At 63.3% G+C, this 23,379-nt stretch carries 19 protein-coding genes; 8 read left to right on the top strand and 11 right to left on the bottom strand.

The features are described 5' to 3' along the window. Positions 1-69: 69 nt before the first annotated feature. The 3 genes from AC0L2A_RS07570 to tpiA all read right to left on the bottom strand — a co-directional run bounded on the left by AC0L2A_RS07570 (position 70) and on the right by tpiA (position 2,944). The gene (locus AC0L2A_RS07570; RefSeq protein ID WP_473608315.1) at positions 70-1,188 is read right to left on the bottom strand and encodes a L,D-transpeptidase; all 1,119 of its coding nucleotides are present in this window, start codon (positions 1,186-1,188) and stop codon (positions 70-72) included. 211 nt (positions 1,189-1,399) lie between these two features. Beyond that, positions 1,400-1,858, bottom strand: coding sequence for a preprotein translocase subunit SecG (gene secG / locus AC0L2A_RS07575; RefSeq protein WP_023801242.1), 459 nt, complete (start codon positions 1,856-1,858; stop codon positions 1,400-1,402). Between the two features lie 318 nt (positions 1,859-2,176). After that, positions 2,177-2,944, bottom strand: a complete 768-nt coding sequence (gene tpiA, locus AC0L2A_RS07580) for a triose-phosphate isomerase (RefSeq protein ID WP_473608191.1) — start codon at positions 2,942-2,944, stop codon at positions 2,177-2,179. Positions 2,945-3,090: 146 nt separating this feature from the next. Between tpiA and AC0L2A_RS07585 the strand changes: the two genes are divergently transcribed. The 6 genes from AC0L2A_RS07585 (at position 3,091) to lexA (ending at position 9,472) form a co-directional block, all read left to right on the top strand. Continuing rightward, the gene (locus AC0L2A_RS07585; RefSeq protein WP_473608193.1) at positions 3,091-4,983 is read left to right on the top strand and encodes a SurA N-terminal domain-containing protein; all 1,893 of its coding nucleotides are present in this window, start codon (positions 3,091-3,093) and stop codon (positions 4,981-4,983) included. After that, on the top strand, positions 4,980-5,990 hold the full coding sequence (gene trpD, locus AC0L2A_RS07590) for an anthranilate phosphoribosyltransferase (RefSeq protein WP_077384095.1): 1,011 nt from the start codon (positions 4,980-4,982) through the stop codon (positions 5,988-5,990). Before AC0L2A_RS07585 ends, trpD begins: the two co-directional genes overlap by 4 nt. 4 nt (positions 5,991-5,994) lie before the next feature. Then, complete coding sequence (gene trpC / locus AC0L2A_RS07595; RefSeq protein ID WP_473608194.1) at positions 5,995-6,846, top strand: indole-3-glycerol phosphate synthase TrpC; 852 nt, start codon at positions 5,995-5,997, stop codon at positions 6,844-6,846. 66 nt (positions 6,847-6,912) lie between these two features. Further along, the gene (gene moaC / locus AC0L2A_RS07600) at positions 6,913-7,410 is read left to right on the top strand and encodes a cyclic pyranopterin monophosphate synthase MoaC (protein ID WP_473608196.1); all 498 of its coding nucleotides are present in this window, start codon (positions 6,913-6,915) and stop codon (positions 7,408-7,410) included. After that, complete coding sequence (locus AC0L2A_RS07605; protein ID WP_473608197.1) at positions 7,410-8,615, top strand: molybdopterin molybdotransferase MoeA; 1,206 nt, start codon at positions 7,410-7,412, stop codon at positions 8,613-8,615. Before moaC ends, AC0L2A_RS07605 begins: the two co-directional genes overlap by 1 nt. A 104-nt stretch (positions 8,616-8,719) precedes the next feature. Continuing rightward, complete coding sequence (gene lexA / locus AC0L2A_RS07610; RefSeq protein ID WP_027151887.1) at positions 8,720-9,472, top strand: transcriptional repressor LexA; 753 nt, start codon at positions 8,720-8,722, stop codon at positions 9,470-9,472. Here lexA and AC0L2A_RS07615 read toward each other — a convergent pair. Beyond that, positions 9,466-11,922 (bottom strand): ComEC/Rec2 family competence protein, encoded by a 2,457-nt coding sequence (locus AC0L2A_RS07615; protein ID WP_473608199.1) that lies wholly within the window; start codon positions 11,920-11,922, stop codon positions 9,466-9,468. The genes lexA and AC0L2A_RS07615 overlap by 7 nt on opposite strands. Positions 11,923-12,025: 103 nt before the next feature. On the opposite strand from AC0L2A_RS07615, the gene gltX reads away from it, so the two are divergent. Next, entirely contained in the window at positions 12,026-13,450 is a 1,425-nt protein-coding gene (gene gltX / locus AC0L2A_RS07620; protein ID WP_473608200.1) for a glutamate--tRNA ligase, read from the top strand. Positions 13,451-13,631: 181 nt separating this feature from the next. After that, complete coding sequence (gene gltA / locus AC0L2A_RS07625; RefSeq protein WP_473490194.1) at positions 13,632-14,960, top strand: citrate synthase; 1,329 nt, start codon at positions 13,632-13,634, stop codon at positions 14,958-14,960. Between the two features lie 89 nt (positions 14,961-15,049). Here gltA and lpxB read toward each other — a convergent pair whose 3' ends face one another. The 7 genes from lpxB to rseP all read right to left on the bottom strand — a co-directional run bounded on the left by lpxB (position 15,050) and on the right by rseP (position 23,373). After that, complete coding sequence (lpxB, locus tag AC0L2A_RS07630; protein ID WP_473608201.1) at positions 15,050-16,216, bottom strand: lipid-A-disaccharide synthase; 1,167 nt, start codon at positions 16,214-16,216, stop codon at positions 15,050-15,052. Beyond that, on the bottom strand, positions 16,206-17,108 hold the full coding sequence (locus AC0L2A_RS07635) for an LpxI family protein (RefSeq protein WP_473608202.1): 903 nt from the start codon (positions 17,106-17,108) through the stop codon (positions 16,206-16,208). The genes lpxB and AC0L2A_RS07635 overlap by 11 nt, the downstream gene beginning before the upstream one ends. Further along, positions 17,095-17,928, bottom strand: coding sequence for an acyl-ACP--UDP-N-acetylglucosamine O-acyltransferase (lpxA, locus tag AC0L2A_RS07640; protein WP_473608204.1), 834 nt, complete (start codon positions 17,926-17,928; stop codon positions 17,095-17,097). The genes AC0L2A_RS07635 and lpxA overlap by 14 nt, the downstream gene beginning before the upstream one ends. Before the next feature lie 13 nt (positions 17,929-17,941). Next, positions 17,942-18,400, bottom strand: a complete 459-nt coding sequence (fabZ, locus tag AC0L2A_RS07645) for a 3-hydroxyacyl-ACP dehydratase FabZ (protein WP_023801228.1) — start codon at positions 18,398-18,400, stop codon at positions 17,942-17,944. A gap of 1 nt (position 18,401) precedes the next feature. Then, positions 18,402-19,460 (bottom strand): UDP-3-O-(3-hydroxymyristoyl)glucosamine N-acyltransferase, encoded by a 1,059-nt coding sequence (gene lpxD, locus AC0L2A_RS07650; RefSeq protein ID WP_473608205.1) that lies wholly within the window; start codon positions 19,458-19,460, stop codon positions 18,402-18,404. Positions 19,461-19,640: 180 nt separating this feature from the next. Further along, positions 19,641-22,013, bottom strand: a complete 2,373-nt coding sequence (gene bamA, locus AC0L2A_RS07655) for an outer membrane protein assembly factor BamA (protein WP_091593793.1) — start codon at positions 22,011-22,013, stop codon at positions 19,641-19,643. Between the two features lie 217 nt (positions 22,014-22,230). Beyond that, on the bottom strand, positions 22,231-23,373 hold the full coding sequence (rseP, locus tag AC0L2A_RS07660) for an RIP metalloprotease RseP (protein ID WP_473608207.1): 1,143 nt from the start codon (positions 23,371-23,373) through the stop codon (positions 22,231-22,233). Positions 23,374-23,379 lie beyond the last annotated feature (6 nt).

Here is a 23,379-nt window from a genome sequence, read left to right on the forward strand (position 1 = left end):
GCCCTGATGATGCTCGAACCAAAGCAAAAGGGCCGGCGAGGCCGGCCCTTTTGTTGACCCGTCAAGGCGTCAGATGATGACGACCTTGGTGCCCACTTTCACCCTGCGATAAAGGTCCATGACGTGCTCGTTGATCATGCGGAAACAGCCGTTGGAGGAGCTCGTCCCGATCGACTGCGGCGCAATGGTGCCGTGAATGCGCAGATGGGTGTCCTTCCTGCCGTCGTAGAGATAGATGGCGCGCGCGCCGAGCGGGTTATCGCCGCCGCCGGGCATGCCGTCCTTGTACCGGCCGTAATTCTTCGGCTCACGCTTCTGCATGTCGAGCGTCGGGATCCAGCGGGGCCATTCCTGCTTGTCGCCGACGGCGACCGTGCCCTTGAACTGCAGGCCGTCACGACCGACCGCAATCGCATAACGGCGGGCGGTCCAGGAGGATTCGACGAGATAGAGGCGGCGCGCACTCGTATCGATGACGATGGTGCCGGGGCTATAGCCGGTGAACTCGACCTCTTGCGGCACGAACTCCGGCTTCACCTTGAACTGCTTCCTGGCTTCCTTGCTGGCGAGCGCGGCATCGAGGGCGCGGGTCTCGGGGAGCAGCGACATCGACGGGGACGTGCCGCCGAACAGGCCGGCGAACAGCCCGACGCGCTGCGGCTTCTGCCCGACCGGCTCGCTGCGCAATTCCCCGTTGTTGCCGGTCAGCGCAACGTTCATGGCCGCGGCGGGAATTGCCTCGGCCGACTGGATTGCAGCGATGGGTTGAATCGGTTCGATGATCTTGACCGGCCTGGCATCGGCCAGCCTGGCCTTGCCAGCGGACTTATCCTTCTTGGCGAGGCCCTTCCTGGCAAGAAACGCCTGCCGTTCCGCGTCCGACCTGGCTTTGGCCGCCTCGCGCATCGCCAGCTTCCTTGCCTCGATCGCCTTTACTCGAGCAGCTTGCTTGTCAGCCGCGATCTTGGCCTCGATCCTCCTGATCTGGGCAAGATCTGCCGCGCTCGGGTCTTTTTTCTTCTTGAGCAGCCTTAGTTGCGCCGCATCGCTTTTGGCGGCGACGTTGACGACGTCAGTTGTGACTGCGGATTTAGGGGCCGAATTGCCCGCCGGCATGGCCGCGTAAGCGGGCGCACCAAGGCTGAGCACGGCCCAAAGGCCGGCTAAAATGAAGCTGCGAAGCTGCATGGCGAAGATCCGATCGTTCAATGCTTGTTGCCACGGCGTCGCCCGGCGTCCCCCAAGGACCCCGAATGTGCCGCGCGCAATCTATAATCGATTAATCGGAGACGCCTCAAGCGCCCTGGCGTGCCGCGCCCGGTCGAATCCTAGCGATCGTGCGGCATTTGCCGCGACTGTGTTCAAACAACAACAGATCGCGGCGCCGGACGTCTGCTGATTACTGGTTTGGAACCTGCGGCGTTACTGGCTGGGTGGCGCCGTTTGTGGCCGGCGGCGTGGTCGCTCCCGCCGCTGGCGGTGCAGCGGGGGCCGGGGCTGCGGCATCATTGCCGGAAGGCGGCGTTGGCGCCGTATTGCCGGACGGCGGTGTCGGCGTTGTGGTGCCAGGCAACTGGTTGAGCACGCCGCCCCCGCCGTTCGTCACAGGCACGCGATCGAGAATGTCGATCGGCTTCTCGCCGTAACGGGCGACGATCGACAAGGTCAGCGAGGTGGCGAAGAACGCCGCCGCCAGGATCGCCGTCGCCCGCGTCAGGGCGTTGGCGGCACCGCGCGCGGTCATGAAGCCCGATCCGCCGCCGATGCCGAGGCCGCCGCCTTCGGAGCGCTGCAGCAGCACCACGCCGACAAGAGCGAGCACGACCATGAGGTGGACGACGATCAGTACGGTTTCCATAATTTATCCTGGCAAAGCCTTGCGCGGCCGCAGATACGACCGGTGATTTGGAGGCGGCTCAATACAATGCTTTGACGGCAATTCCAAGCCCGTGGCCGGAATATGGGAAGCAATGCGGCCGTTGCAACATTTTCCCGCTGCGGCACAGTATCCGAAGTGCCCGACAGCCTTTCGATGCTAAAGCATGTCGCGCAAAAGCATGCCCTTGGGCCTGCCCTCGGGCCTGACCAGAGGGTGTGCAGCGGTTTTGCGACAACGACATGCGTAAAAACAACAACCTAAAGCGCGTCGCATTAGGCCGGCCAAACGCGACGCGCTTTAGGAGATATTTCGATAGGCTTCGGCAATGCCGAGAAAATCCGCCGCCTTCAGGCTGGCGCCGCCGACCAGCGCGCCGTCGACATTTTTCACGCCGAGCAGTTCGACCGCGTTCGACGGCTTGACCGAGCCGCCATAGAGGATGCGCATCTTTGCCGCAGCGCTGCCAAGCTTTTCCGACAGTTTTTCGCGAATATGCGCATGCGCCTCAGCAACGTCGGCGGCGGTCGGCGTCAGTCCCGTGCCGATCGCCCATACCGGCTCGTAGGCGATGACGGTATTCGATGCTGTTGCATTCGGCGGCACCGAGCCGGCGACCTGGCGCGACAGCACGTCGAGCGTGGCGCCCGCCTCGCGCTCGGCTCTCGTCTCGCCGATGCAGATGATGGCAACCAGCCCGGCGCGCCACGCGGCGGACGCCTTTGCCTGGACAATGGCGTCGTCCTCATTGTGATCGGCGCGGCGTTCGGAATGGCCGACGATGACGTGACTGGCGCCCGCATCTTTCAGCATCTCGGCCGAAATACAGCCGGTATGGGCGCCGCTCTCCTTGCTGTGGCAATCCTCGCCCCCGGCCCGGACCGGCGTGCGCGACAAGATCTCCGCGGCATGCGCAAGCAGCGTCGCCGGAACGCAGACCAGCGCTTCGGTCTCGGCATCGAGCCCGCTCATGAAGCCGTTGCCGATCATCCTGAGTTCGTTGAGCGAGGCGCTGGTGCCGTTCATTTTCCAGTTGCCAGCGACCAACGGGCGGATTCCAGGCGTCATGGGATTTGCTTCTCCGGGCAATATTCGGCTGCGTCCTCACTACCAAACTCAGCCCACAAAGCAATCGACAGTGGGCCGGAAGGACGCTATTGCGCTTGTTTCAGACTCGGCGCATGCGAAAATGCGCGAAAAAATCGGAAGTGACCATGCTTGGTATCTTGAGAAGCGCCGCGGGGACCTGGATCGCGAAAGCGCTGCTGATATTATTGGTGTTGAGCTTCGCCGTCTGGGGCATTTCCGGACAGATGGTCGGTGGTTTTGCAGGCCACGACGCCGTTGTCACGGCCGGCGGCACCAAAGTGTCGATCAACGAGTATCGGCTGGCCTATGACCGGCAGATCAGCGTGATGTCGCAGCAATTCGGCCAGCGCATCAGCCGCGAGCAGGCGACGGCGCTCGGCCTCGACAACCAGGTGCTGGCGCAACTCGTGTCGGGCGCGGTCCTCGATGAGCAGGCCCGCAAGCTCGGGCTTGGGCTGTCCAAGGACCGGCTGGCCCAACTCACGCATGAAGACCCGGCCTTCAAGGGTCCCGGCGGCAACTTCGACAGAAGGACTTTCGAATACATACTGCAACAGGTCGGCATGCGGCCGGAAGACTATCTCAGGAATCGCGCCCAGCTGGCTGTGCGCCAGCAGATCGTCGAGGCGGTTTCGGACGGCCTCAAGGCCCCGAATACGTTCTTGAGGGCGGTGGCGCTTTATCGTGGCGAAGACCGCACCATCGACTATTTGACCTTGCCGAAATCGCTGGTCGAGCCGATTGAAGCGCCATCCGACACTACGCTTTCGGCTTATTTCGAGGAAAACAAGAAGACCTATGCGGCGCCCGAATACCGCAAATTCTCCTATGTCAGGCTCGAGCCGGAAGACATCACGGATGTGAGTGCCGTGACCGACCAGCAGGTCAGCGACGACTACAACAAGAACAAGGGGCGCTACACCACGCCGGAAACGCGCACCATCGAACAGCTCGTGTTCAAAACGCCCGATGCTGCGAAGGCCGCGCTCGATTCACTCGAGACCGGCGCGACCTTCGACAAACTCGTCGCCGCCGAGGGCAAGACGCAGGCCGACACGCTGCTCGGCACGCTGTCCAAGGACAAGATCGCCGACAAGGCGGTGGCGGATGCGGCCTTTGCGCTCAAGGTCAACGAAGTCAGCCCGGTCGTTCAGGGCGCCTTCGGTCCGGTGCTGCTGCGCGTCACCGAGATCAAGCCCGAAGTGGTGAAGCCGCTGGCCGAAGTGGCCGCCGACATCCGCAAGGACCTGGCGCTCGGCGAGGCAAGCCGCATTCTGCTCGACGTCCATGACAGCTACGAAGATAGCCGCGCTTCGGGCAGCACGCTCAAGGAAGCGGCCGAAAAGCTGAAGCTGAAGGTCGTCACCGTCGACGCGATCGATCGCACCGGCCTGAGGCCGGACGGCGCCATCGTCAAGGATCTGCCGGAATCGCCGGATCTCATCAAGGCGGTGTTCGATGCCGAGCCCGGCACCGAGAATCCCGACCTCACCACCGCCAACAATGGCTTCGTGTTCTACGAGGTGGATTCGATCGCGCCGGCCCGCGACCGCACGCTGGATGAAGTCCGCCAGAAGGTCGTGGCCGACTGGACGGCGGCGGAAACGACCAAGCGGCTCACCGCAAAAGCGCAGGAGCTCGAAAAGCGTCTCGAGGCCGGCACCACGCTCGACGTGATCGCGAGCGAACTCAAGCTTGAGAAACAGACCAAGCGCGGCGTCAAGCGCGGGGCGGACGACGCCGATTTCGGCAAGGAAGGGGCGGCTGCGATGTTCGGCGAAGGCGAAGGCGGGACCGGATTGATCCCCTCGCCCACCGGCGACGGACAGATCCTGTTCAGGATTGCCGAAGTCTTCGAGCCTGCCGGGGCCGACGCCAGCTCGGTGCCGGACGACGAGCAGAAATCGTTCACCGCCGGCATGTCCGACGACCTGCTCGACCAGCTGGTGGCGCAGCTGCAAACGCAATATGACGTTCGCATCGACCAGACCGCCGTTGCCCAAGCCCTGACCAGATGAGCGCGCTCAAGACCCACATCGCCAAGGTCGCCGCCGGCAGCTCGCTTTCCTTCGAGGAAGCGCGCGATGCCTTCGACATCATCATGTCGGGCGACGCTACGCCCGGCCAGATCGGCGGCTTCCTGATGGCGCTGCGCGTGCGCGGCGAGACGGTGAGCGAGATTTCCGGCGCCGTCGCCACCATGCGCGCCAAGATGCTGCGCGTCGACGCGCCGGCTGGCGCCATCGACATCGTCGGCACCGGCGGCGACAATTCGCACAGCGTCAACATCTCGACCGCATCCGCCTTCGTCATCGCCGCCTGCGGCGTGCCGGTGGCCAAGCACGGCAATCGCGGATTGTCCTCGCAGACCGGCGCCGCCGACGTGCTGACCGCGCTCGGCGTCAAGCTCGACATCCCGCCGGAAACGATCGGCCGCTGCATCCACGACGCAGGCGTCGGCTTCATGTTCGCGCCGGCGCATCATCCGGCGATGAAGCATGTCGGCCCGATCCGCGTCGAGCTCGGCACCCGCACCATCTTCAACCTGCTTGGCCCGCTCTCCAATCCGGCTGGTGTCGTCAGGCAGATGGTTGGCGTCTTCTTGCCGGAATGGATCATGCCGGTGGCCGAGACGTTGAAGGCACTGGGTGCCGACCACGCCTGGGTCGCCCATGGCGACGGCTATGACGAGATCACCACCACCGGCGAAACCCAGGTCGCCGAACTGGTCGGCGGCGAGATCCGCAGCTTTACGCTGACCCCGGAAGCGGTCGGGCTGAAGCGGCATACCAAGGACGAGTTGCGCGGCGGCGATGCCGCCTACAACGCCCAGGCGCTGCGCGACATGCTGGGCGGCGCTGCCGGCGCCTTTCGCGATACGGTGCTGATGAACGCCGGCGCCGGACTGGTGGTGGCGGGAAAGGCGACGACGCTTGCCGATGGCATGGCGACGGCGGCGCAAGCCATCGACAGCGGCCGGGCGCTAAAGGTGCTTGACCGGCTGGTCGAGATTTCGAACGGATAGCGCCGTGTCTGATATCCTGCGCAAGATCGAAGCCTACAAGCGCGACGAGATCGCGGCGGCGAAGGCGCGGGTGCCGCTTGCCGAAATCAAGGCGCGGGCAAAGGATACCGACGCACCACGCGGCTTTCTCTCGGCCCTTGAAGCCAAACGCAAATCCGGCAGTTTCGCGCTGATCGCCGAGATCAAGAAGGCGAGCCCGTCCAAGGGCCTGATCCGCGCCGATTTCGATCCGCCGGCGCTGGCCACGGCCTATGCCAAAGGTGGGGCTGCCTGCCTGTCGGTGCTGACCGATGCGCCGTCTTTCCAGGGGGCGCCTGAATTCCTCACCGATGCGCGCAGCGCCGTGACATTGCCGGCTTTGCGCAAGGATTTTCTGTTCGAGCCCTATCAGGTGTTCGAGGCCCGTGCGTGGGGCGCGGACGCCATCCTGATCATCATGGCGAGCGTCGATGACGCCGTGGCCAGGGAACTCGAAACGACGGCGTTCGAGCTCGGCATGGATGCGCTGGTCGAGGTTCATGACGAGGCCGAGACGGAACGCGCGCTGAAACTGTCGTCGCGGCTGATCGGAATCAATAACCGCAATCTGCGGACGTTCGAAACCAGCATCGAGACATCGGAGCGGCTCGCGGCGATGGTGCCGGCCGACCGGCTGCTGGTCAGCGAGAGCGGTATTTTCTCGCACCAGGACTGCCGCAGGCTGGAACGGAGCGACATTGGCACTTTCCTCGTCGGCGAGAGCCTGATGCGGCAACAGGACGTGGCCACTGCGACGCACCTGCTTTTGACGGGCAAGGCGCCCGCCAATGCATCTGCCCGAAAATCGGAATCGATGTTCGGAGAGCATGATGCATAGATACAAAGCGTCAGAGCGTAGTTTGTGCGTCCAAACGGACGCACGTCGCTCCAGGGTGACCTGACGATGTCGGCCGCCCTCACCCATCTTGGCGCGGAAGGCGAAGCCAATATGGTCGATGTCGGCGACAAGGCGGAGACGACCCGCACGGCAATCGCCGAAGGTCTTGTCTCGATGCGGCCCGAAACGCTGAAAATGATTCTCGACGGCGATGCCAAGAAGGGCGACGTGCTGGGCACGGCGCGCATCGCCGGCATCATGGCGGCCAAGAGGACGCATGAGCTGATCCCGCTCTGCCATCCGCTGCTGTTGACCAAGATATCGGTAGACATCGAACCTGACGCGACGCTGCCCGGCCTGAAGGTCACGGCGCTGGCCCGCGTCACCGGCAAGACCGGCGTCGAGATGGAAGCGCTGACCGCCGTCTCGGTCGCCTGCCTGACCATCTATGATATGGCCAAGGCGGTCGATCGCGGCATGGCGATCTCCGGCATCAGGCTGGTGGAAAAGACCGGCGGCAAATCCGCCGACTACAAGGCGGATGCCCAGGGGGCAGGCCAATAATGGCGCTGCTTGCGGTCGCCGAGGCGCTCGAGCACCTGCTTGCGGATGCTGCGCCCTTGCAGGCTGAAAGCGTCGCGCTGATGGATGCCGCCGACCGCGTGCTGGCGGAGCCGCTCATGGCGCTCCGCACCCAGCCGCCATTCAACGCGTCGGCCATGGACGGCTATGCCGTGCGGGCCGACGATGTCGCGTCCGTGCCCGCGAGACTTTCGGTGATCGGCATGGCGCCGGCCGGTCGCGGCTTTACCGGAACGGTCGGCCCGGCGCAGGCCGTGCGCATCTTCACCGGCGCGCCGCTTCCCGCAGGCGCCGACACCATCGTCATCCAGGAGAATGTCCGCGACCTCGGTGGCGGCATCGTCGAAGTGACCGCGCCGACGGTTGAAGGCCGCAACATCCGCCGCCTCGGGCTCGATTTCTCGCAGGGCGACATGCTGCTGGAGAAAGGCCGCCTGCTTGATCCGGCGGCATTGTCGCTGGCGGCGTCGGCCAACCACCAGCAGGTCCGCGTGGTGAAACGGCCGCTGGTCGCCATCATCGCCACCGGCGACGAATTGCTGCCGCCGGGCAGCGACCTTGGCCCCGACCAGATCATCTCCTCCAATGCCTTTGGCGTCGCCGCCGCGGCCCGCTCGGTCGGCGCCAGCGCACTCGATCTCGGCATCGCCCCCGATCGCAAGGAGGCGATCGCCGCGCTGGTGACAAAAGCCGTCGACGCAGGCGCGGACGTCATCGTCACGCTGGGCGGCGCCTCGGTCGGGGACCATGACCTCGTCCATGACGTGCTGACCGGCGAAGGCATGGCGCTTGATTTCTGGAAAATCGCCATGCGGCCCGGCAAGCCACTGATGTTCGGGCGGCTGGGTGCCATCCGTTGCATCGGCCTGCCCGGCAATCCGGTGGCCAGCCTGGTCTGCACGCAGCTCTTTCTGAAGCCGCTGCTGGCGCGGCTCGGCGGCCGCGCCTTCCGCCAGGACATGCGTCAGGCGCGGCTCGGCGCCGCCATGCCGGCCAACGATCTCAGGCAGGACTATGTACGCGCGGTGGTGAAGGAAGAAGCCGGCACGCTTGAGGCAACGCCGTTCAGTATCCAGGATTCCTCGATGCTCAGAATGCTGGCCGACGCCAACGGACTGGTCGTGCGCGAGCCATTCGCTCCCGCAGCCGCAGCGGGCGCCGCCTGCAGCGTGCTGATGCTACGCTGAACAAACCGTCAACACATTCATTAAACTTTAAATGGTTGCGGAACACAACTGGAACAGATAGTGTTTGTTCTGGGTTTGTTTTTCTGATTCTGTTGGGGGTCGCGATGCTGACACGCAAACAACATGAACTGCTGATGTTCATTCACGAACGGCTGAAGGAAAGCGGCATTCCGCCCTCGTTCGACGAGATGAAGGAAGCGCTCGACCTCGCCTCCAAATCAGGGATCCACCGGCTGATCACGGCGCTGGAGGAACGCGGTTTCATTCGCCGCCTGCCCAACCGCGCCCGCGCGCTGGAGGTGCTGCGGCTGCCCGATTCGATCGCGCCGGGCCTCAATGCGGCGCGCAAATTCTCGCCGAGCGTCATTCAAGGCAGCCTTGGCCAGGGCGGGCTTGGACAGGGCGGCCTCGGACGCCAGATCAAGCCGGCGCCTTCGCGCATGCGTGCTGCCGGCAATGACGACGACGTCGTTGCCACCGTCTCCATACCGGTGATGGGCCGCATCGCTGCCGGTGTGCCGATCGACGCCATCCAGCACCAGACGCATTCGATCTCGGTGCCACCGGACATGATCACCGGCGGCACCCACTACGCGCTGGAGGTCAAGGGTGATTCGATGATCGAGGCCGGCATCTTCGACGGCGACACGGTCATCATCCGCAACGCCGACACCGCCCAGCCTGGCGAGATCATTGTCGCTCTGGTCGACGAGGAGGAAGCGACGCTGAAACGATTCCGCCGCAAAGGTGCCTCGATCGCACTGGAAGCCGCCAATCCGGCCTACGAGACGCGCATCTTCGGGCCGGACCGGGTCAAGGTGCAGGGCAAGCTCGTCGGACTGATCCGGCGTTACTGAAGGGCAGGCTTCTGGGGTTTCTTGGCCCTGCGGTATGGAGGCAGGCCCCTTGCCTCGCGCGAAAATCGCCGCTGCTCATGCCAGGGCCTGTATGGCTGTCTGACGGCAAAACGGATTTCTGCGCGCGTCGTCGCCGATAGCGGATCGAAGAAGACGGCGGCGCTGCCCATGCGAGCGAGCTGCCGTTTGGTGACGACGAGAACCAGCGGGTTGCGGCAGGGTTTGTAATAGGCTGTGGCGTCGTCGATGACGATCAAATCCGCAAAGGCACAGGCCGGCCGCGCGGTTTTCCGGTCGTCGGCGAGCGCAATGAGCGCGCCGGACGGATGCCGGGCCAAGCACAGGCCGGCAGTGCAGGTGAAAGGCGCTCCCGACGGCAGGTCGGCCGGGTCGGCGATGTCGAACTGCACATCTCCTTTTTCGAATGTCTCCGGCTCGATGATCGTTGTTGAAACCAGCGCATGTTTCCAGTTGTCGGTGGTGAATTCGTTCGAACGCATCCGGTTGACGGCAAGTTCGCCGCCGCCGATCGGCAGCGCCACCAGATGCGCATCCTCCGAAATCAGCACGTCGGGGGTGCGCGTCTCGGAAATCGTCAGCAGGCCGGCGAGCGCAAAGGGAAGTGCGGCAAGCCGCAGCCATGTCGTCGCCATCGTGGCTATGACCAGGGCGACTGTCACCAGCAGGACCGATTGCAACGAAATCAGTCCGACTGCATCGACCGGCGAACGCTCCGAGATCCATCCCGAAATTGCGATCATCGCCGTCAGGCCCTTGCCCATCATGTAGAGGAAAGGGCCGTCGAGGCCGAAAGGCATTGCCAAGGCGCTGAGGACGGCCAGGAACATGACGATCGTGACGATCGGCATGACGGCCAGATTGGCGAACAGGCTGAGCGGCGAGACGCGCTGGAAGTGCCAGATGGCGAACAGCGCGGTGGCGCTGCCGGCAATGATGGAGGTCATTGCGATGGTGCCTGCCCCAGCGACGAGTTTGCGCGTGACGAAAGCGACCGGTGACCGTCGCTGTCGCGGCGCCTTGGCCTTGTCGGCCCGGTAGTCGGACCAACCGGCATAGGCGCCCACGAGAGCCGCAGTCGCGGCGAAGGACATCTGGAAACTTGCGCCGACCACCTCATGCGGCGACACGACGATGACGACGATGGCCGAAATCGCCAGGTTGCGCATGGTGAGTGCCGCCCGGTCGAACAGCACGGCGACAAGCATTACCGCCAGCATGATGAAGCTGCGTTCAGCCGCGACCACGATACCGGAAAAGATCAGATAGGCAGCGATGGAGACGAGTGCGGCAGCAGCCGCATATTTCTTGACCGGCCGGCGCGACGAAAAGTCGGGAAACAGCGCAAAGGCGCCGCGCAGCAATCCCATGACGGTGCCGGCGACAAGCGCCATGTGCAGGCCGGAAATGGAGATGATGTGGTAGATGCCGGTGCGCCGCATCGATTCGTTTATCTCTTCGGGGATGCCGGCACGCACGCCGACGATCAGCGCAGCGGCAATCTCCCCCTCGGCACCACGGATGCTGTCCCTGATATGGTCGGCGATGGTTTCGCGCGCCTTCTCGATCGACGAAGAAAGGCGTGCGGTTAACGGTGCATCTTCGGAGACGACGATCTTTGGACTGCCGAGGAAAAAGCCACTGGCACCGATACCGGCGAAATAGCTGTCGAAGGAGAAGTCAAAGCTGTCCGGTCTGACCGGGCCAGTCGGAGGCAGAAGCCTCACATAGCCGGTTGCCACCGAGCCTGCGGTCATCTCAGCGGGAATCTTGCGTGCCGACACCCTGACACGTTCGGGTGCATAACGCAGTGTCGGCCGGGCGGTCGACATCACGTCGATGGTCAGCCTGATCCGGCCGTTCGCCATCTGGTCGAGCCTGACGACACGGCCGGTCAGCCGGGTCTGGATTTCCGAACCGAGCATCTTCGTTCCGGCGCGCCAGGTTTCAACCTTGGCGGCGAGCACACCAAGCGCGCACAGCAACGCTGCCATGAAGCACAGATGCGTTTTGCGGCGTGAGCGCGTGACGGCCGCACACAATGCCGTGAGGACCACGACGGCGACGGGCTGGGCAAAGTCCGGTTCGACGGCAAGCGAAAAATAGACGATCACCCCGCATGCCAGAAAAACCGGCACCAGCAGGAAGGCGACGCCGCGGTCGAGTTCCAGGCCGGCTGCCGAGGCCACGCTGTTGCGGACACCGGATGGTGAAAGATGGCTGAGCTGTCGGCGAAAACGAATGACAGGGCCGGGTGCTGGAGCCGGTATCGGCACCGAGCGATCCGGCGAAAGAGGCTGGATGCCCGGCGGCGACGCAGGCAGCGAAACGGGTAGCGGCTCAGCGTGAGGAACGTCGGCGAACAGCGATCGTTCGCTGACGCTTGCGTTCGCGCCCTCGCTCTCGTCCACGCCGCGGCCTGGTCCAGCCATAGGGTTCGCCCCTTGCGCCCTTGACCTCCTATGCTACATGAACGCGCAACGCGCGAAAGTCCGCGCAGCCACATCCGTTTCCTGCGCTTGCCCCGAGAGTTCCATGTCCGACAAGGTCGTCACCCGTTTTGCCCCTTCGCCCACCGGATTCCTGCATATTGGCGGGGCGCGCACGGCGTTGTTCAACTGGCTGTATGCGAAACACACCGGCGGCAGGATGCTGCTGCGCATCGAGGACACCGATCGCGAGCGTTCGACCGATGCGGCAACCGCTGCCATCCTCGATGGGCTCTCCTGGCTCGGCCTCACCTGGGACGGCGAGCCGGTATCGCAGTTCGAGCGCGCGCCGCGCCACCGCGCGGTCGCCGAGGAGCTGGTGCGCCTCGGCAAAGCCTATTACTGCTATGCGGCGCCCGCTGAGCTGGAGGCAATGCGCGAGAGTGCGCGGGCCAAGGGCTTGCCTCCCCGCTATGACGGCCGCTGGCGCGACCGCGACCCGTCAGAGGCGCCGGTTGGCGCCAGGGGCGCGATCCGCATCAAGGCGCCGGCCGAAGGCGAGACGGTGGTGCATGACCGCGTGCAGGGCGAAGTCCGCTTCCCCAACAAGGACCTCGACGATTTCATCATCCTGCGCTCGGACGGCAACCCGACCTATATGCATGCCGTCGTCGTCGACGACCACGACATGGGCATCACCCACATCATCCGCGGCGACGACCATCTGACCAATGCCGCCCGCCAGATGGTGATCTATCGAGCCTTGGGCTGGGAGGTGCCGTCAATGGCGCATATCCCGCTGATCCATGGCGCCGACGGCGCCAAGCTGTCGAAGCGGCACGGCGCCCTCGGCGTCGAAGCCTATCGCGCCATGGGCTATCTGCCCGAGGCACTGCTCAACTACCTGGCGCGGCTCGGCTGGAGCCACGGCGACGACGAGGTCATGTCGATCGCCGACATGATTGCGTGGTTCGACATCGGCGATGTCAACAAGGGGGCCGCCCGCTTCGACTTCGCCAAGCTCGAGGCGCTGAACGGCGTGCATATGCGGCGCATGAATGACGCCGAATTGCTCGATATCTTCATCAACACCTTGCCCTATCTTGAAGGCGGCCCGGCGATCGCAGCGCGCCTCGACGACAAACGCAAGGCGCAGTTGCTGGCCGCCCTGCCCGGCTTGAAGGAGCGCGCCAAGACGCTGGTCGAGCTGGTTGACGGTGCCGCCTTCCTGTTTGCCGAGCGGCCGCTGCCGATCGACGAGAAGGCGGCGGCGCTGCTCGGCGGTGAGGCGCGCGAGATCCTGCGGGGCGCCCATGCGGCGCTGAAGGCGATTTCAGGGGATTGGACGGCCGCAGCGGCCGAAGCGGCGATCCGCCAATATGCGCTCGCCGGCGGCCATAAGCTTGGCGCTGTGGCCCAACCTTTGCGCGCCGCGCTCACCGGCAAAAGCACCTCGCCCGGCGTGTTCGACGTGCTTGCCGTGCTTGGCCGCGAGGAAAGCCTGGCGCGCGTCGCGGATCAAATCGATTAGCAAAACTGGCCCAAGAAGATTGGCATTGAAAGGTGGGTTTCGCAGTGCAACATTAGGTCTTGGCCCAATTTGGCACGCAAATCCAATTGCGGGCGCAAACGCGCGAACTCCGATACTTTCGACGTGTTGCGTTGCAGAAATTTTGCCTTTGCCGACATGAGAACACAAAAAGGAGTTTGCAATGTCCGAAGCTGCGACAAAAATGGAATATGGCGGCAAAACCCACGCGTCGACTGCGAAACTTGAATTCGGCGGCAAAACTCACGAACTCAAGGTGCGAAGCGGCTCGGTCGGACCTGACGTCATCGATATCGGCGCGCTTTACAGCACTACCGGGGCCTTCACCTACGATCCCGGCTTCACCTCGACGGCAAGTTGCGAGTCGGAAATCACCTTCATCGATGGCGATGCCGGCATCCTTTTGCATCGCGGTTATCCGATCGACCAGTTGGCCGAGCACGGCGACTTCCTCGAAGTCTGTTATCTCCTGCTCTACGGCGAACTGCCGACCAAGGCGCAGAAGGACGATTTCGACTACCGGGTGACGCGCCACACCATGGTGCACGAGCAGATGTCGCGCTTCTTCACCGGCTTTCGCCGCGACGCCCACCCGATGGCGGTGATGTGCGGCGTGGTCGGTGCGCTGTCAGCTTTCTATCACGATTCCACCGACATCTCGGACCCCTACCAGCGCATGGTCGCATCGATGCGGCTGATCGCCAAGATGCCGACGATCGCGGCGATGGCTTACAAATACCACATCGGCCAGCCCTTCATTTACCCGAAGAACGAGCTGAATTTCGCGGCCAACTTCCTGCATATGTGCTTTGCCGTGCCGTGCGAGGAATACAAGATCAACCCGGTGCTGGCGCGTGCGATGGAGCGCATCTTCATCCTGCACGCCGATCACGAGCAGAACGCCTCGACCTCGACCGTTCGCCTCGCCGGCTCGTCCGGCGCCAATCCGTTCGCCTGCATCGCCGCCGGCATCGCCTGCCTGTGGGGACCGGCCCATGGCGGCGCCAACGAGGCAGCCTTGAACATGCTGGGCGAGATCGGCCAAGTCGACCACATCCCGGAGTTCATCGCCCGCGCCAAGGATAAGAACGATCCGTTCCGATTGATGGGCTTTGGCCACCGCGTCTACAAAAACTACGATCCGCGCGCCAAGATCATGCAGAAGACCGCACATGAGGTCTTGGGCGAACTCGGCATCAAGGACGATCCGCTGCTCGATATCGCCATGGAACTGGAAAGGATCGCTCTGACCGATTCCTACTTCATCGAGAAGAAGCTGTATCCGAACGTCGATTTCTATTCCGGCATCACGCTGAAGGCGCTGGGCTTCCCCACCACCATGTTCACCGTGCTGTTCGCGGTCGCCCGCACCGTCGGCTGGATCGCGCAGTGGAAGGAGATGATCGAGGATCCGCACCAGAAGATAGGCCGCCCGCGCCAGCTCTATACAGGTGCGCCGGAACGCGACTACGTGCCGATTGCTAAACGGTGAATAGTGAATAGTGAATAGTGAATAGCAGGGTCTCTTTGTGGCCTATGGTCAAGCCGATTTTGACCATTCACTATTCACCACTTCACCATTCACCGCTTGATACACCTCATCACGACCCCCGCAGCGATGTCGCCCGACGGTCTGTCGACGGCCATGCGTCTGGCCACCTCGGCAAAACCGTCCTTCTGCCATGCACGATAGGCGGTGTCGGAAAACAGCGCCTCCAACTGCCGCGCCAGATAGTGCGGTCGCACATATTCGTTGTAGCTTTCCGGCACGATCGGGCGGTCGGCGATGAGATTGGGCAAGGAGGCGCTCCATACGGTGATCAGGCGTTGGGCCATCCGCATGACCGGATCGAGCCGGTAGCAGGAGATCATCGGCAGACCCGACAGCGCCAGTTCCAGCGACACCGTTCCCGATGCGATCAGCGCTGCATCGGCCTTGCCGAAGGCCTGCCATTTGCGCTCGGGATCAAGGATGATCTCCGGCTTCTCGTCCCAGCTTGCCACCGAAGCCCTGACCAGGTCGGCGACATGCGGCACCGTCGGCAACAGCAGGCGCAAGCGGTGTCCGCGCGCACGCAGGATCGAGATCGTCTTGCCGAACGGGCCGGCCAGCCGTCGCACCTCGCCGCGACGCGAGCCGGGCAGCACAAGCAGTGTCTTCACACGATCGTCGGACAGGTCGCGCGGCAGGCTTTGCGCCTTGGCGGCGCCGAGCACGCCTGGATCGTGGGTAAGGCGATGGCCGACATAGGTGCCGGTCGGACCGCCGAGGCGGGCGAGTTCCCTCACTTCGAAAGGCAGGATGCAGAGGATGTGGTCGACATACGGTTTCATCGCCACCGCCCTGCCCGGCCGCCATGCCCAGACGCTCGGGCAGACATAGTGGACGATCGGGATTGCCGGATCGGCGGCACGCACCTTTTTCGCCACGCGCAGCGAAAAATCCGGGCTGTCTATGGTGATGAGGCAGTCCGGCTTTTCATTGGCGACCGCACCGGCTGTCTGGCTGATCCGTCGCATCAGGCGCGGCAGATCGCGCAGGATGGCGCTCAATCCCATCAGCGCGATCTCGCCGCCGTCAAACAGCGGCGTGAGGCCGAGCGCCTGCAAATGCCGGCCGCCGATGCCGACGAGCCGGACCTCGCGGCCGGTCACGCGCTTGAGCGCCTCTACGATGTCGGCGCCAAGCAGATCGCCGGATTCCTCGCCGGCGACGATGGCGATCTTCAGCGGTCGCTCAGTCGCCATGCACCGGCTCCGCAGCAGGCAGGCCGATCACGAACAGGCCGAGCGCGTTGGCGCGAGCGACGACTGTCGGGCCTTCAAGAATCAGCGAGCGGCCGGCTTCGACGGCAATGCCGGCAAGTCCGGCGGCATGCGCCGCCTCGATCGTCTGCGGGCCGATGGAGGGCAGATCGGCGCGCAACTCCTGGCCAGGCTTGGCGCATTTGACCAGGACGCCGCGCGTTCTGCCGGCCAGCCTGCCATGGCCGCGCAACTGCCGTGTTCGATCGAGCAATCCGTCGGTGCCCTCGATGCCTTCCAGCGCGATGGCGCGGCCGCCGATCGCAACAGCCGCCTGGCCGATATCCAGCGCGCCGATGGCCATTGCCGCTGCGTGGGCCGCTTTGATGTCGCGCCAGTCGGATTTCCGCGGCGCTGCCTTGGTCAGCGCGCCTTCGGCGGCGACCAGTTCCGGCACGATCTCATGGGCGCCGACCACCTTGATGCCGCTGCGCTCGACCCTTCGCACGAACAGTTTCAACACGGTGTCGTCGCCTTGGGTTACGCCGACAAGAAGGCTGGGCACCCAGGCGAGCAGGCCGAGATTGAGGCGCATGGCGCTCAGCCTGGGGCGGCGTGTGATATGGCCCGCTGTCACCAAATGGGTAACATGACTATTTTTGAGCGTCGGCAGCAGTGAGCCGACATCCTCCAGCCTCAACGTCGCCTGCTCATAGGCGTCGAAGTCGGCTATCCGGTCGACCTCGCCCGCCACTATTACCACGAAGGGAGACTTGCCTTGCCCAGCAAGCGCCCTGGCGACTTCGACCGGCAAACTGCCGCCGCCGGCAATGATGCCGACTTTGACGTCTGGCGCGAGATCAAGGCCCGTCCGGGTGCCCTCAATCTTCGTCATCGGCATCGCCGCCGCCGCCGGCCTTGAGCGACGGGACGGCATAGTGCCGCTTACCGCGACTGGCGATGAAATCGATGATCTTCATGGCGGTCGGTGACGAGGCGAATTCCGCCTTGGCGAACTCGATGTTTTCGCCGACAGTTCGGGAGCGATCGAAGATCGTCCTGTAGGCCTTGCGCAGCGTGTGGATCTCGGAGCGCGGCAGCCCGGCGCGCTTCAGGCCGATGATGTTGAGGCCGCGAAGGCTGGCGCGATTGCCGACGGCGATGGCGTAGGGAATGACATCGCCGACGAATGCCGAGCAACCGCCGAGAAAGGCGTTGTCGCCGACGCGGACAAACTGATGAACGGCGCTGAGACCACCGATATAGACGTTGTCGCCGATCTCGCAATGGCCGCCCAACGTCGCCTGATTGGCGAAGGTGGCGTTCTTGCCGACGATGCAATCATGGGCGATGTGGGCGTAGGCAAGGAAGTTGCCGTTGTCACCGATCGTCGTCTCGCCGCGGCTGGAATCGGTGCCGACGTGCATGGTCACGCCTTCGCGGATCGTGCAGTTCTCACCGACGACCAGCGTGGTGCGGCCGCCCTTGTGCTTGTTGTTCTGCGGCGGCGCGCCCAGTGTCGCCATCGGATAGACCTTGGTCGACGCACCGATGGTGGTCGCGCCGATCACCGAGACGTGGCTGACCAGTTCGACGCGGTCGCCGAGCACCGCGTCGGCGCTGATGTGGCAGAATGGCCCGATGCGGACGCCTTCGCCGATTTTTGCGCCGGCCTCGATGACCGACGATGGATGGATGACTGTCTGGATTTTCATAAGCATTCGATCGTCAGTCGCTCGCGACCATCATCGCCGAGATCTCGGCTTCCGCGGCCTTGACGCCGTCGACTAGAGCCTCGCAGGCGAATTTGAGAAGGTTGCCGCGTTTCTTGATTTTCTTCACATGGATCTTCAACTGGTCGCCAGGAACGACCGGTTTACGGAATTTGGCGTTGTCGATGGTCAGGAAATAGACCAGCGACGGTTTTTCGGTGCCTAGGCTGCGGATGCAGATGGCGCCGGCCGTCTGCGCCATCGCCTCGACGATCAGCACGCCGGGCATGACCGGCTGATCCGGGAAATGACCTTGGAAATGCGGCTCGTTTATGGTCACGTTCTTGATGCCGGTGGCGGACTCGTCGCCATCGATATCGATGATGCGGTCGATCATCAGGAACGGGTAGCGATGCGGCAGGAGCTTCATCAGCCCCAATATGTCGACCGCCTCGAGCGTTGTCGCCGCAACCATCTCAGCTCTTCCCTCCGTCGCCCGATTTGCGCGCCCTGGCCAGTCTTCGCAGAGCCGCGATCTCCCGCATGGCTTCCGCCATCGGCTGCGCCGGGTACCCTCCCCAAATCTCGCCTGCGGGGACGTTGCTCATGAACCCGCTTCTTGCAGCAAGCTTGGCCCCTGTCCCTACCGTCAGATGATCCGCAAGACCGACACCGCCACCCATGGTGACGTTGTCGCCCACCGTTACGGAACCGGAAATACCCGAAAGGCCGGCGATTATGCAATTGCGGCCGATGCGGACGTTATGAGCGATCTGGACCAGATTGTCGATCTTGGTGCCTTGACCGATAATCGTGTCGGACATGGCGCCGCGATCGACGGTGGTATTGGAGCCGATCTCGACGTCGTCCTGGATGACGACCCGGCCGATTTGCGGCACACGCTCCGGACCCTTGGCGCCGGCCACGAAGCCAAAACCGTCCTGGCCGATGCGGGCGCCGCCATGAATGATGACGCGGTTGCCGATCAGCGCGTACTGGATGCTGGCGCCTGGGCCGACATAGCCGTCGCGGCCGAACTGGCAGGAGGGGCCGATAACGGCATGAGGAGCAATGACGGTTCCGCTGCCGATGGAAGCGCGAGGGCCGATGATCGCGCCGGCCTCGACGATCGCGCCTGCCTCGACGCGCGCCGATGGATCGACATGGGCATGCGGCGATATACCAGTTTCGCCGGTCATCGGTGCCGGTGTCGCAGCCGCCGGGAAAAGCAGGCGGCCGACCATCGCGAAAGCCTGTTGCGGGCGCGGATGGATCAGAACCGCGATACCGGCCGGCGCTTTGCCGGCAAATTCGGCGGGGCATAGAACCGCCGCTGCTCGCAGCGATTGCATCAGCGCGAAGTTGCGTCTGCCATCGACAAAGACAAGCGCGTGCTCGCCGCCTTCGCTTGCCGGCGCCAAGGCTTCGATCGATCTGTCGGAGAGGTCGGAATCGACAAGCACCGAGCCGGTCAGATTCGCGACTTCGCCAGCCGTATACCGGCGTGATGGCGCGAAGAACACCGGATCGGTCATTCCAGAAGCTATATCCAGCTAGCGCACGACCCCGAAAATCGGAATCGATTTTCGGAAAGGATAATGCGCAAAATCAAAGTCCTGCAGCGTCCTATGCGCGTCCAGGAGGATGCGCGGCGCCGTAGTGTCGAATTACTCTCTTCCGGACCGCTACGGCCCGGAAGTATCGTTGCCCGCCAATCAGAAGCGGGACGATATGCCGAAGTTGAATTCCTGCACGTCGTCGGTGTCCTCCTCGAGGACCGGGATCGCATAGTCGATCCGGATCGGACCAAAGGGCGACGCCCACATCAGGCCGACGCCGACAGAGGCGCGCCACTGCATGTCGACCGTCGACTGATCGACCAGTGAAGCATCGATCTTGCTGCCATAGAGCGTCGCCGCGTCGGCGAACACCGCGCCGCGCAGGCCGAAGCTTTCCGGAATAACCGGCATTGGGAACTGGGCTTCCGCCGAGGCATTGAAATAGGTGGTGCCACCAAGATGGTCGCCGGCGTCGTCACTGTCGACCGGGCCGATACCGCCGTAAGCGAAGCCACGGATCATGCGGTCGTTGCTCTGGAAATGATCGAAGATGCGCAGGTCGCCATCGCCGCCGTAGCCTTGGATATGACCAGCCCCGCCGGAAATCACCGCCACCAGATCAAGCTGCTCGGACAATGTCTGGTAGACGCTGCCACGCGTTGTCACCTTGACGAATTTGGCGTCGCCACCGAGGCCGGCGAATTCCGTGGTGACATTGGCGAAGATGCCTTCATGCGGGTTCTTCATGTCGTCGATGGTGTTGTAGACCAGGCCGAGACTGACCGACGACTTGAGCCACGGGCTTTCCGCGATGCCGTCCAGGATAGCCGTAGAAATGTTGCATTTGAGGGGGTCGTAGTCGCCGTTGGTCTCGCAGTCTTCGTCGAGCTCGTACTTCTCCTGGGAGATATTGTACGCCAGCTGCGTCGAGATGTCGTCGGTGATCGGCAGGCCGAAGCGCACTGTCGCGCCTAGCGTCTCGCTCTTGTAGTCGTCGCGTTCCCTGGTCCGGTTGAAGACATCGAAACCGGCGGCAATGCGCCGCCCGAGGAAATAGGGCTCGGTGAAGGAGAAGCTGTAGTCGCGCGAATTCTTGCCGCCGCCCGCGGAGAGCTTGATGAACTGGCCGCGTCCGAGGAAGTTGCGTTCGCTGATCGATCCTTCGACGGTCGGGCCTTCAGTGTCGCCACCGCTCGAATAGCCGGCGCCGACGGAGAACTCGCCGGTCGACTTCTCGACCACGTCGACCACCAGCACCACCTGGTCCGGCTCAGAGCCGGGCACGGTCGAAACCTCGACTTTCTCAAAAAAATCGAGCGCTTCCAACCGTTTCTTCGCGCGCTGGATGAGAACCTGGTTGAAGGCATCGCCCTCGCTCACGTCGAATTCTCGGCGAATGACAAAGTCGCGTGTCCGGTCGTTGCCGCGAATCTCGATGCGCTCGACATAGGCCTTGGTGCCCTGGTCGATCGTATAGACCACTGAAATGGTGTGGTTCTCGAAATTGCGGTCGCCGCGCGGCGTCACCTGGGCGAACGGATAGCCGGAACCGGCGACCCTCTCGGTTAATGCGATGATGGTGTCTTCGACGTTCTCGGCGTTGTAGACATCGCCCTTGTGGGTTTCGACCACCGATTGCAGCGATGCGCCGTCGACCTCGGGAATCGTGCTCTCGACGCTGATGTCGCCGAAGGTGTAGCGCTCGCCCTCCTGCACGGTGATGGTTACCGTGTATTTATTGGTGGTTTCGTCGAGCTCGCCGACCGCGGAAATCACCTGGAAGTCGGCATAGCCGTGATTGTAATAAAAACGGCGCAGCAACTCCTGGTCGGCGTTGAGCTTGTCTTCGTCATAGACGTCGTCGCGCAGCACGAACGAAAGGATGGTCGAGCGCTTGGTCGAAATGACATCGGACAGGCGACGGCTCGAATAGGCGCTGTTGCCGACGAAATTGATCGCGGCGATCTGTGTGCGGCCGCCTTCGTTGATGTTGAACACCACGTTCACGCGGTTGTCGCCGAGATCCATGATCTGGGTGGTCACGGCGGCGTCGTCGCGGCCGATACGCCTGTAGGCAGCCTTGACCGCCTCGACATCGGCATCGAGCGCCTGCTGCGAGAACGTTCCACGCGGCTTCAACTGGACCGCGGCCGCCAGCGCGTTGTCCTTGAGCTTCTTGTTGCCCTGGAACAGCACCTGGTTCACGACCTGATATTCGGAAACCTTGATGACCAGCGTCGAACCGACCTGGTTGATCTGGACGTCCGAGAACAGCCCGGTGCCGAACAGCGCCTTGACCGCCTCGTCGATATCGGCGCTGGAAAACGGCCTGCCGGGCTTGATCGTGACGTAGTTGCGGATCGTCTCGGCGTCGACACGCTGATTGCCGCTGACTTCAACTCTTGAAACAACTGCGGCCTCGGCCGCCGATGTGGCAACGAACTGCACTGCGAGCGCACCTGGTACGACCAGGGCGGCGGACAGGGCCACCGCGGACGCGGCGCTCAGAAACTTGGATGCTGCCTTCATCGGGCTTTTGTACCTTTTCTCGAAGTCCCCACGGCGAGAAAACCGGACGTGCGGTAATTTCCCCTACCGTATTAACCGGATTTTCCCTACACGCAAGGCTCCTGGTTAATTTGTATTTACTTAACCCAATTGCGTGGCTTTCCCGTCACGCATATCCCCACGCATGGTAAACGGCGTCTCAACATTGGCTGTGCTGAAGCCAAATTTCTTCATGATTTCAGCATCCAAACAGGTCGTTCCAGAAAACGAACCCCATGAAGCCCAAGACGAGAAGCAGGCCAGCCCTGTAGCCCAACTCCATCATCCGTTCCGACACCGGTCGCCGAATGATGGCCTCCACGCCGTAGAACAGGAGATGGCCGCCGTCGAGCGGAGGAATCGGCAAAAGGTTCAGAATACCGATCCCGACCGACAGCAGCGCGACAAGTTGCACAAGCCAGTCGAAGCCGAGTTTTGCCGCCTGCCCCGACATCTTTGCGATCTTGATTGGGCCGCCCAGCTGGCATTTGTCTTCGCGACCGACAACGAAACGCTTCAGGAACTGACCGGTGCGCTGAATGATGTATCCGGTCTCCTCGACCGCCGCCCCTACCGCTCCGACCGGGCTGTAAGTGATCAGCCTGGGCTGGCCGAATTCCTGGTTGTTGACGACGCCGATCACCGCCACCTTGACCTTGTTGCCCAGCCCGTCTTGCTGCTCCATCAATTCCGGCGTCGCCGTAACGGTGATCTCCTTGCCGTCGCGCAGCATGACGAAGGTGATGGGGTCGCCACCGCGGCCCGAGACACGGCGCTGGACGTCGGCGAAGGTCTGGACCTTGCTGCCGTCGACGCTGACGAAGCGGTCTCCGGGCAGGATGCCGGCCCTGGCCGCTGGGCTGCCCGCAGTGACTTCAGCCACCATTGGCTCCAGCACGGGCCGGCCATAGGCGGAAAACAGCACCGCGAAGACGGCGATCGTCAGCAGAAAATTGAACAGCGGGCCAGCCACCACAGTTGCCGCGCGCTTCCAGACCGGCTGCGTGTGAAAAGCGATCTTGCGTTCGGCAGCCGTCAGCGTTTCGATCTCCTCCGAACTGGGCTGGCTCGAGGTGGGGTTCATGTCGCCGACGAATTTGACGTAGCCGCCGAGTGGAATGGCGCAGAGTTTCCAGCGCGTGCCATGGCTGTCATTAAAGCCGAAGAGTTCCGGGCCGAAGCCGATCGAAAAGACCTTCACGCCGATGCCGCACCAGCGGCCGACGAGATAATGGCCCATCTCGTGAACGAACACGACGACGGTCAGCACGAACAGGAAAGGCACCAGCGTGCCGAGGACAAAGCCCTCCGTGCTGAAAACCGCGTGAAGAAGCTCGTTCAATTCATG

It is taken from the genome of Mesorhizobium sp. WSM4844 (genome assembly GCF_055811775.1).

Bases quoted from the DNA above. Each gene is read 5' to 3' on its own strand.
- AC0L2A_RS07570 (WP_473608315.1), bottom strand. From the start codon at position 1,188: ATGCAGCTTCGCAGCTTCATTTTAGCCGGCCTTTGGGCCGTGCTCAGC.
- secG (WP_023801242.1), bottom strand. From the start codon at position 1,858: ATGGAAACCGTACTGATCGTCGTCCACCTCATGGTCGTGCTCGCTCTT.
- tpiA (WP_473608191.1), bottom strand. From the start codon at position 2,944: ATGACGCCTGGAATCCGCCCGTTGGTCGCTGGCAACTGGAAAATGAAC.
- AC0L2A_RS07585 (WP_473608193.1), top strand. From the start codon at position 3,091: ATGCTTGGTATCTTGAGAAGCGCCGCGGGGACCTGGATCGCGAAAGCG.
- trpD (WP_077384095.1), top strand. From the start codon at position 4,980: ATGAGCGCGCTCAAGACCCACATCGCCAAGGTCGCCGCCGGCAGCTCG.
- moaC (WP_473608196.1), top strand. From the start codon at position 6,913: ATGTCGGCCGCCCTCACCCATCTTGGCGCGGAAGGCGAAGCCAATATG.
- AC0L2A_RS07605 (WP_473608197.1), top strand. From the start codon at position 7,410: ATGGCGCTGCTTGCGGTCGCCGAGGCGCTCGAGCACCTGCTTGCGGAT.
- lexA (WP_027151887.1), top strand. From the start codon at position 8,720: ATGCTGACACGCAAACAACATGAACTGCTGATGTTCATTCACGAACGG.
- AC0L2A_RS07615 (WP_473608199.1), bottom strand. From the start codon at position 11,922: ATGGCTGGACCAGGCCGCGGCGTGGACGAGAGCGAGGGCGCGAACGCA.
- gltX (WP_473608200.1), top strand. From the start codon at position 12,026: ATGTCCGACAAGGTCGTCACCCGTTTTGCCCCTTCGCCCACCGGATTC.
- gltA (WP_473490194.1), top strand. From the start codon at position 13,632: ATGTCCGAAGCTGCGACAAAAATGGAATATGGCGGCAAAACCCACGCG.
- lpxB (WP_473608201.1), bottom strand. From the start codon at position 16,216: ATGGCGACTGAGCGACCGCTGAAGATCGCCATCGTCGCCGGCGAGGAA.
- AC0L2A_RS07635 (WP_473608202.1), bottom strand. From the start codon at position 17,108: ATGACGAAGATTGAGGGCACCCGGACGGGCCTTGATCTCGCGCCAGAC.
- lpxA (WP_473608204.1), bottom strand. From the start codon at position 17,928: ATGAAAATCCAGACAGTCATCCATCCATCGTCGGTCATCGAGGCCGGC.
- fabZ (WP_023801228.1), bottom strand. From the start codon at position 18,400: ATGGTTGCGGCGACAACGCTCGAGGCGGTCGACATATTGGGGCTGATG.
- lpxD (WP_473608205.1), bottom strand. From the start codon at position 19,460: ATGACCGATCCGGTGTTCTTCGCGCCATCACGCCGGTATACGGCTGGC.
- bamA (WP_091593793.1), bottom strand. From the start codon at position 22,013: ATGAAGGCAGCATCCAAGTTTCTGAGCGCCGCGTCCGCGGTGGCCCTG.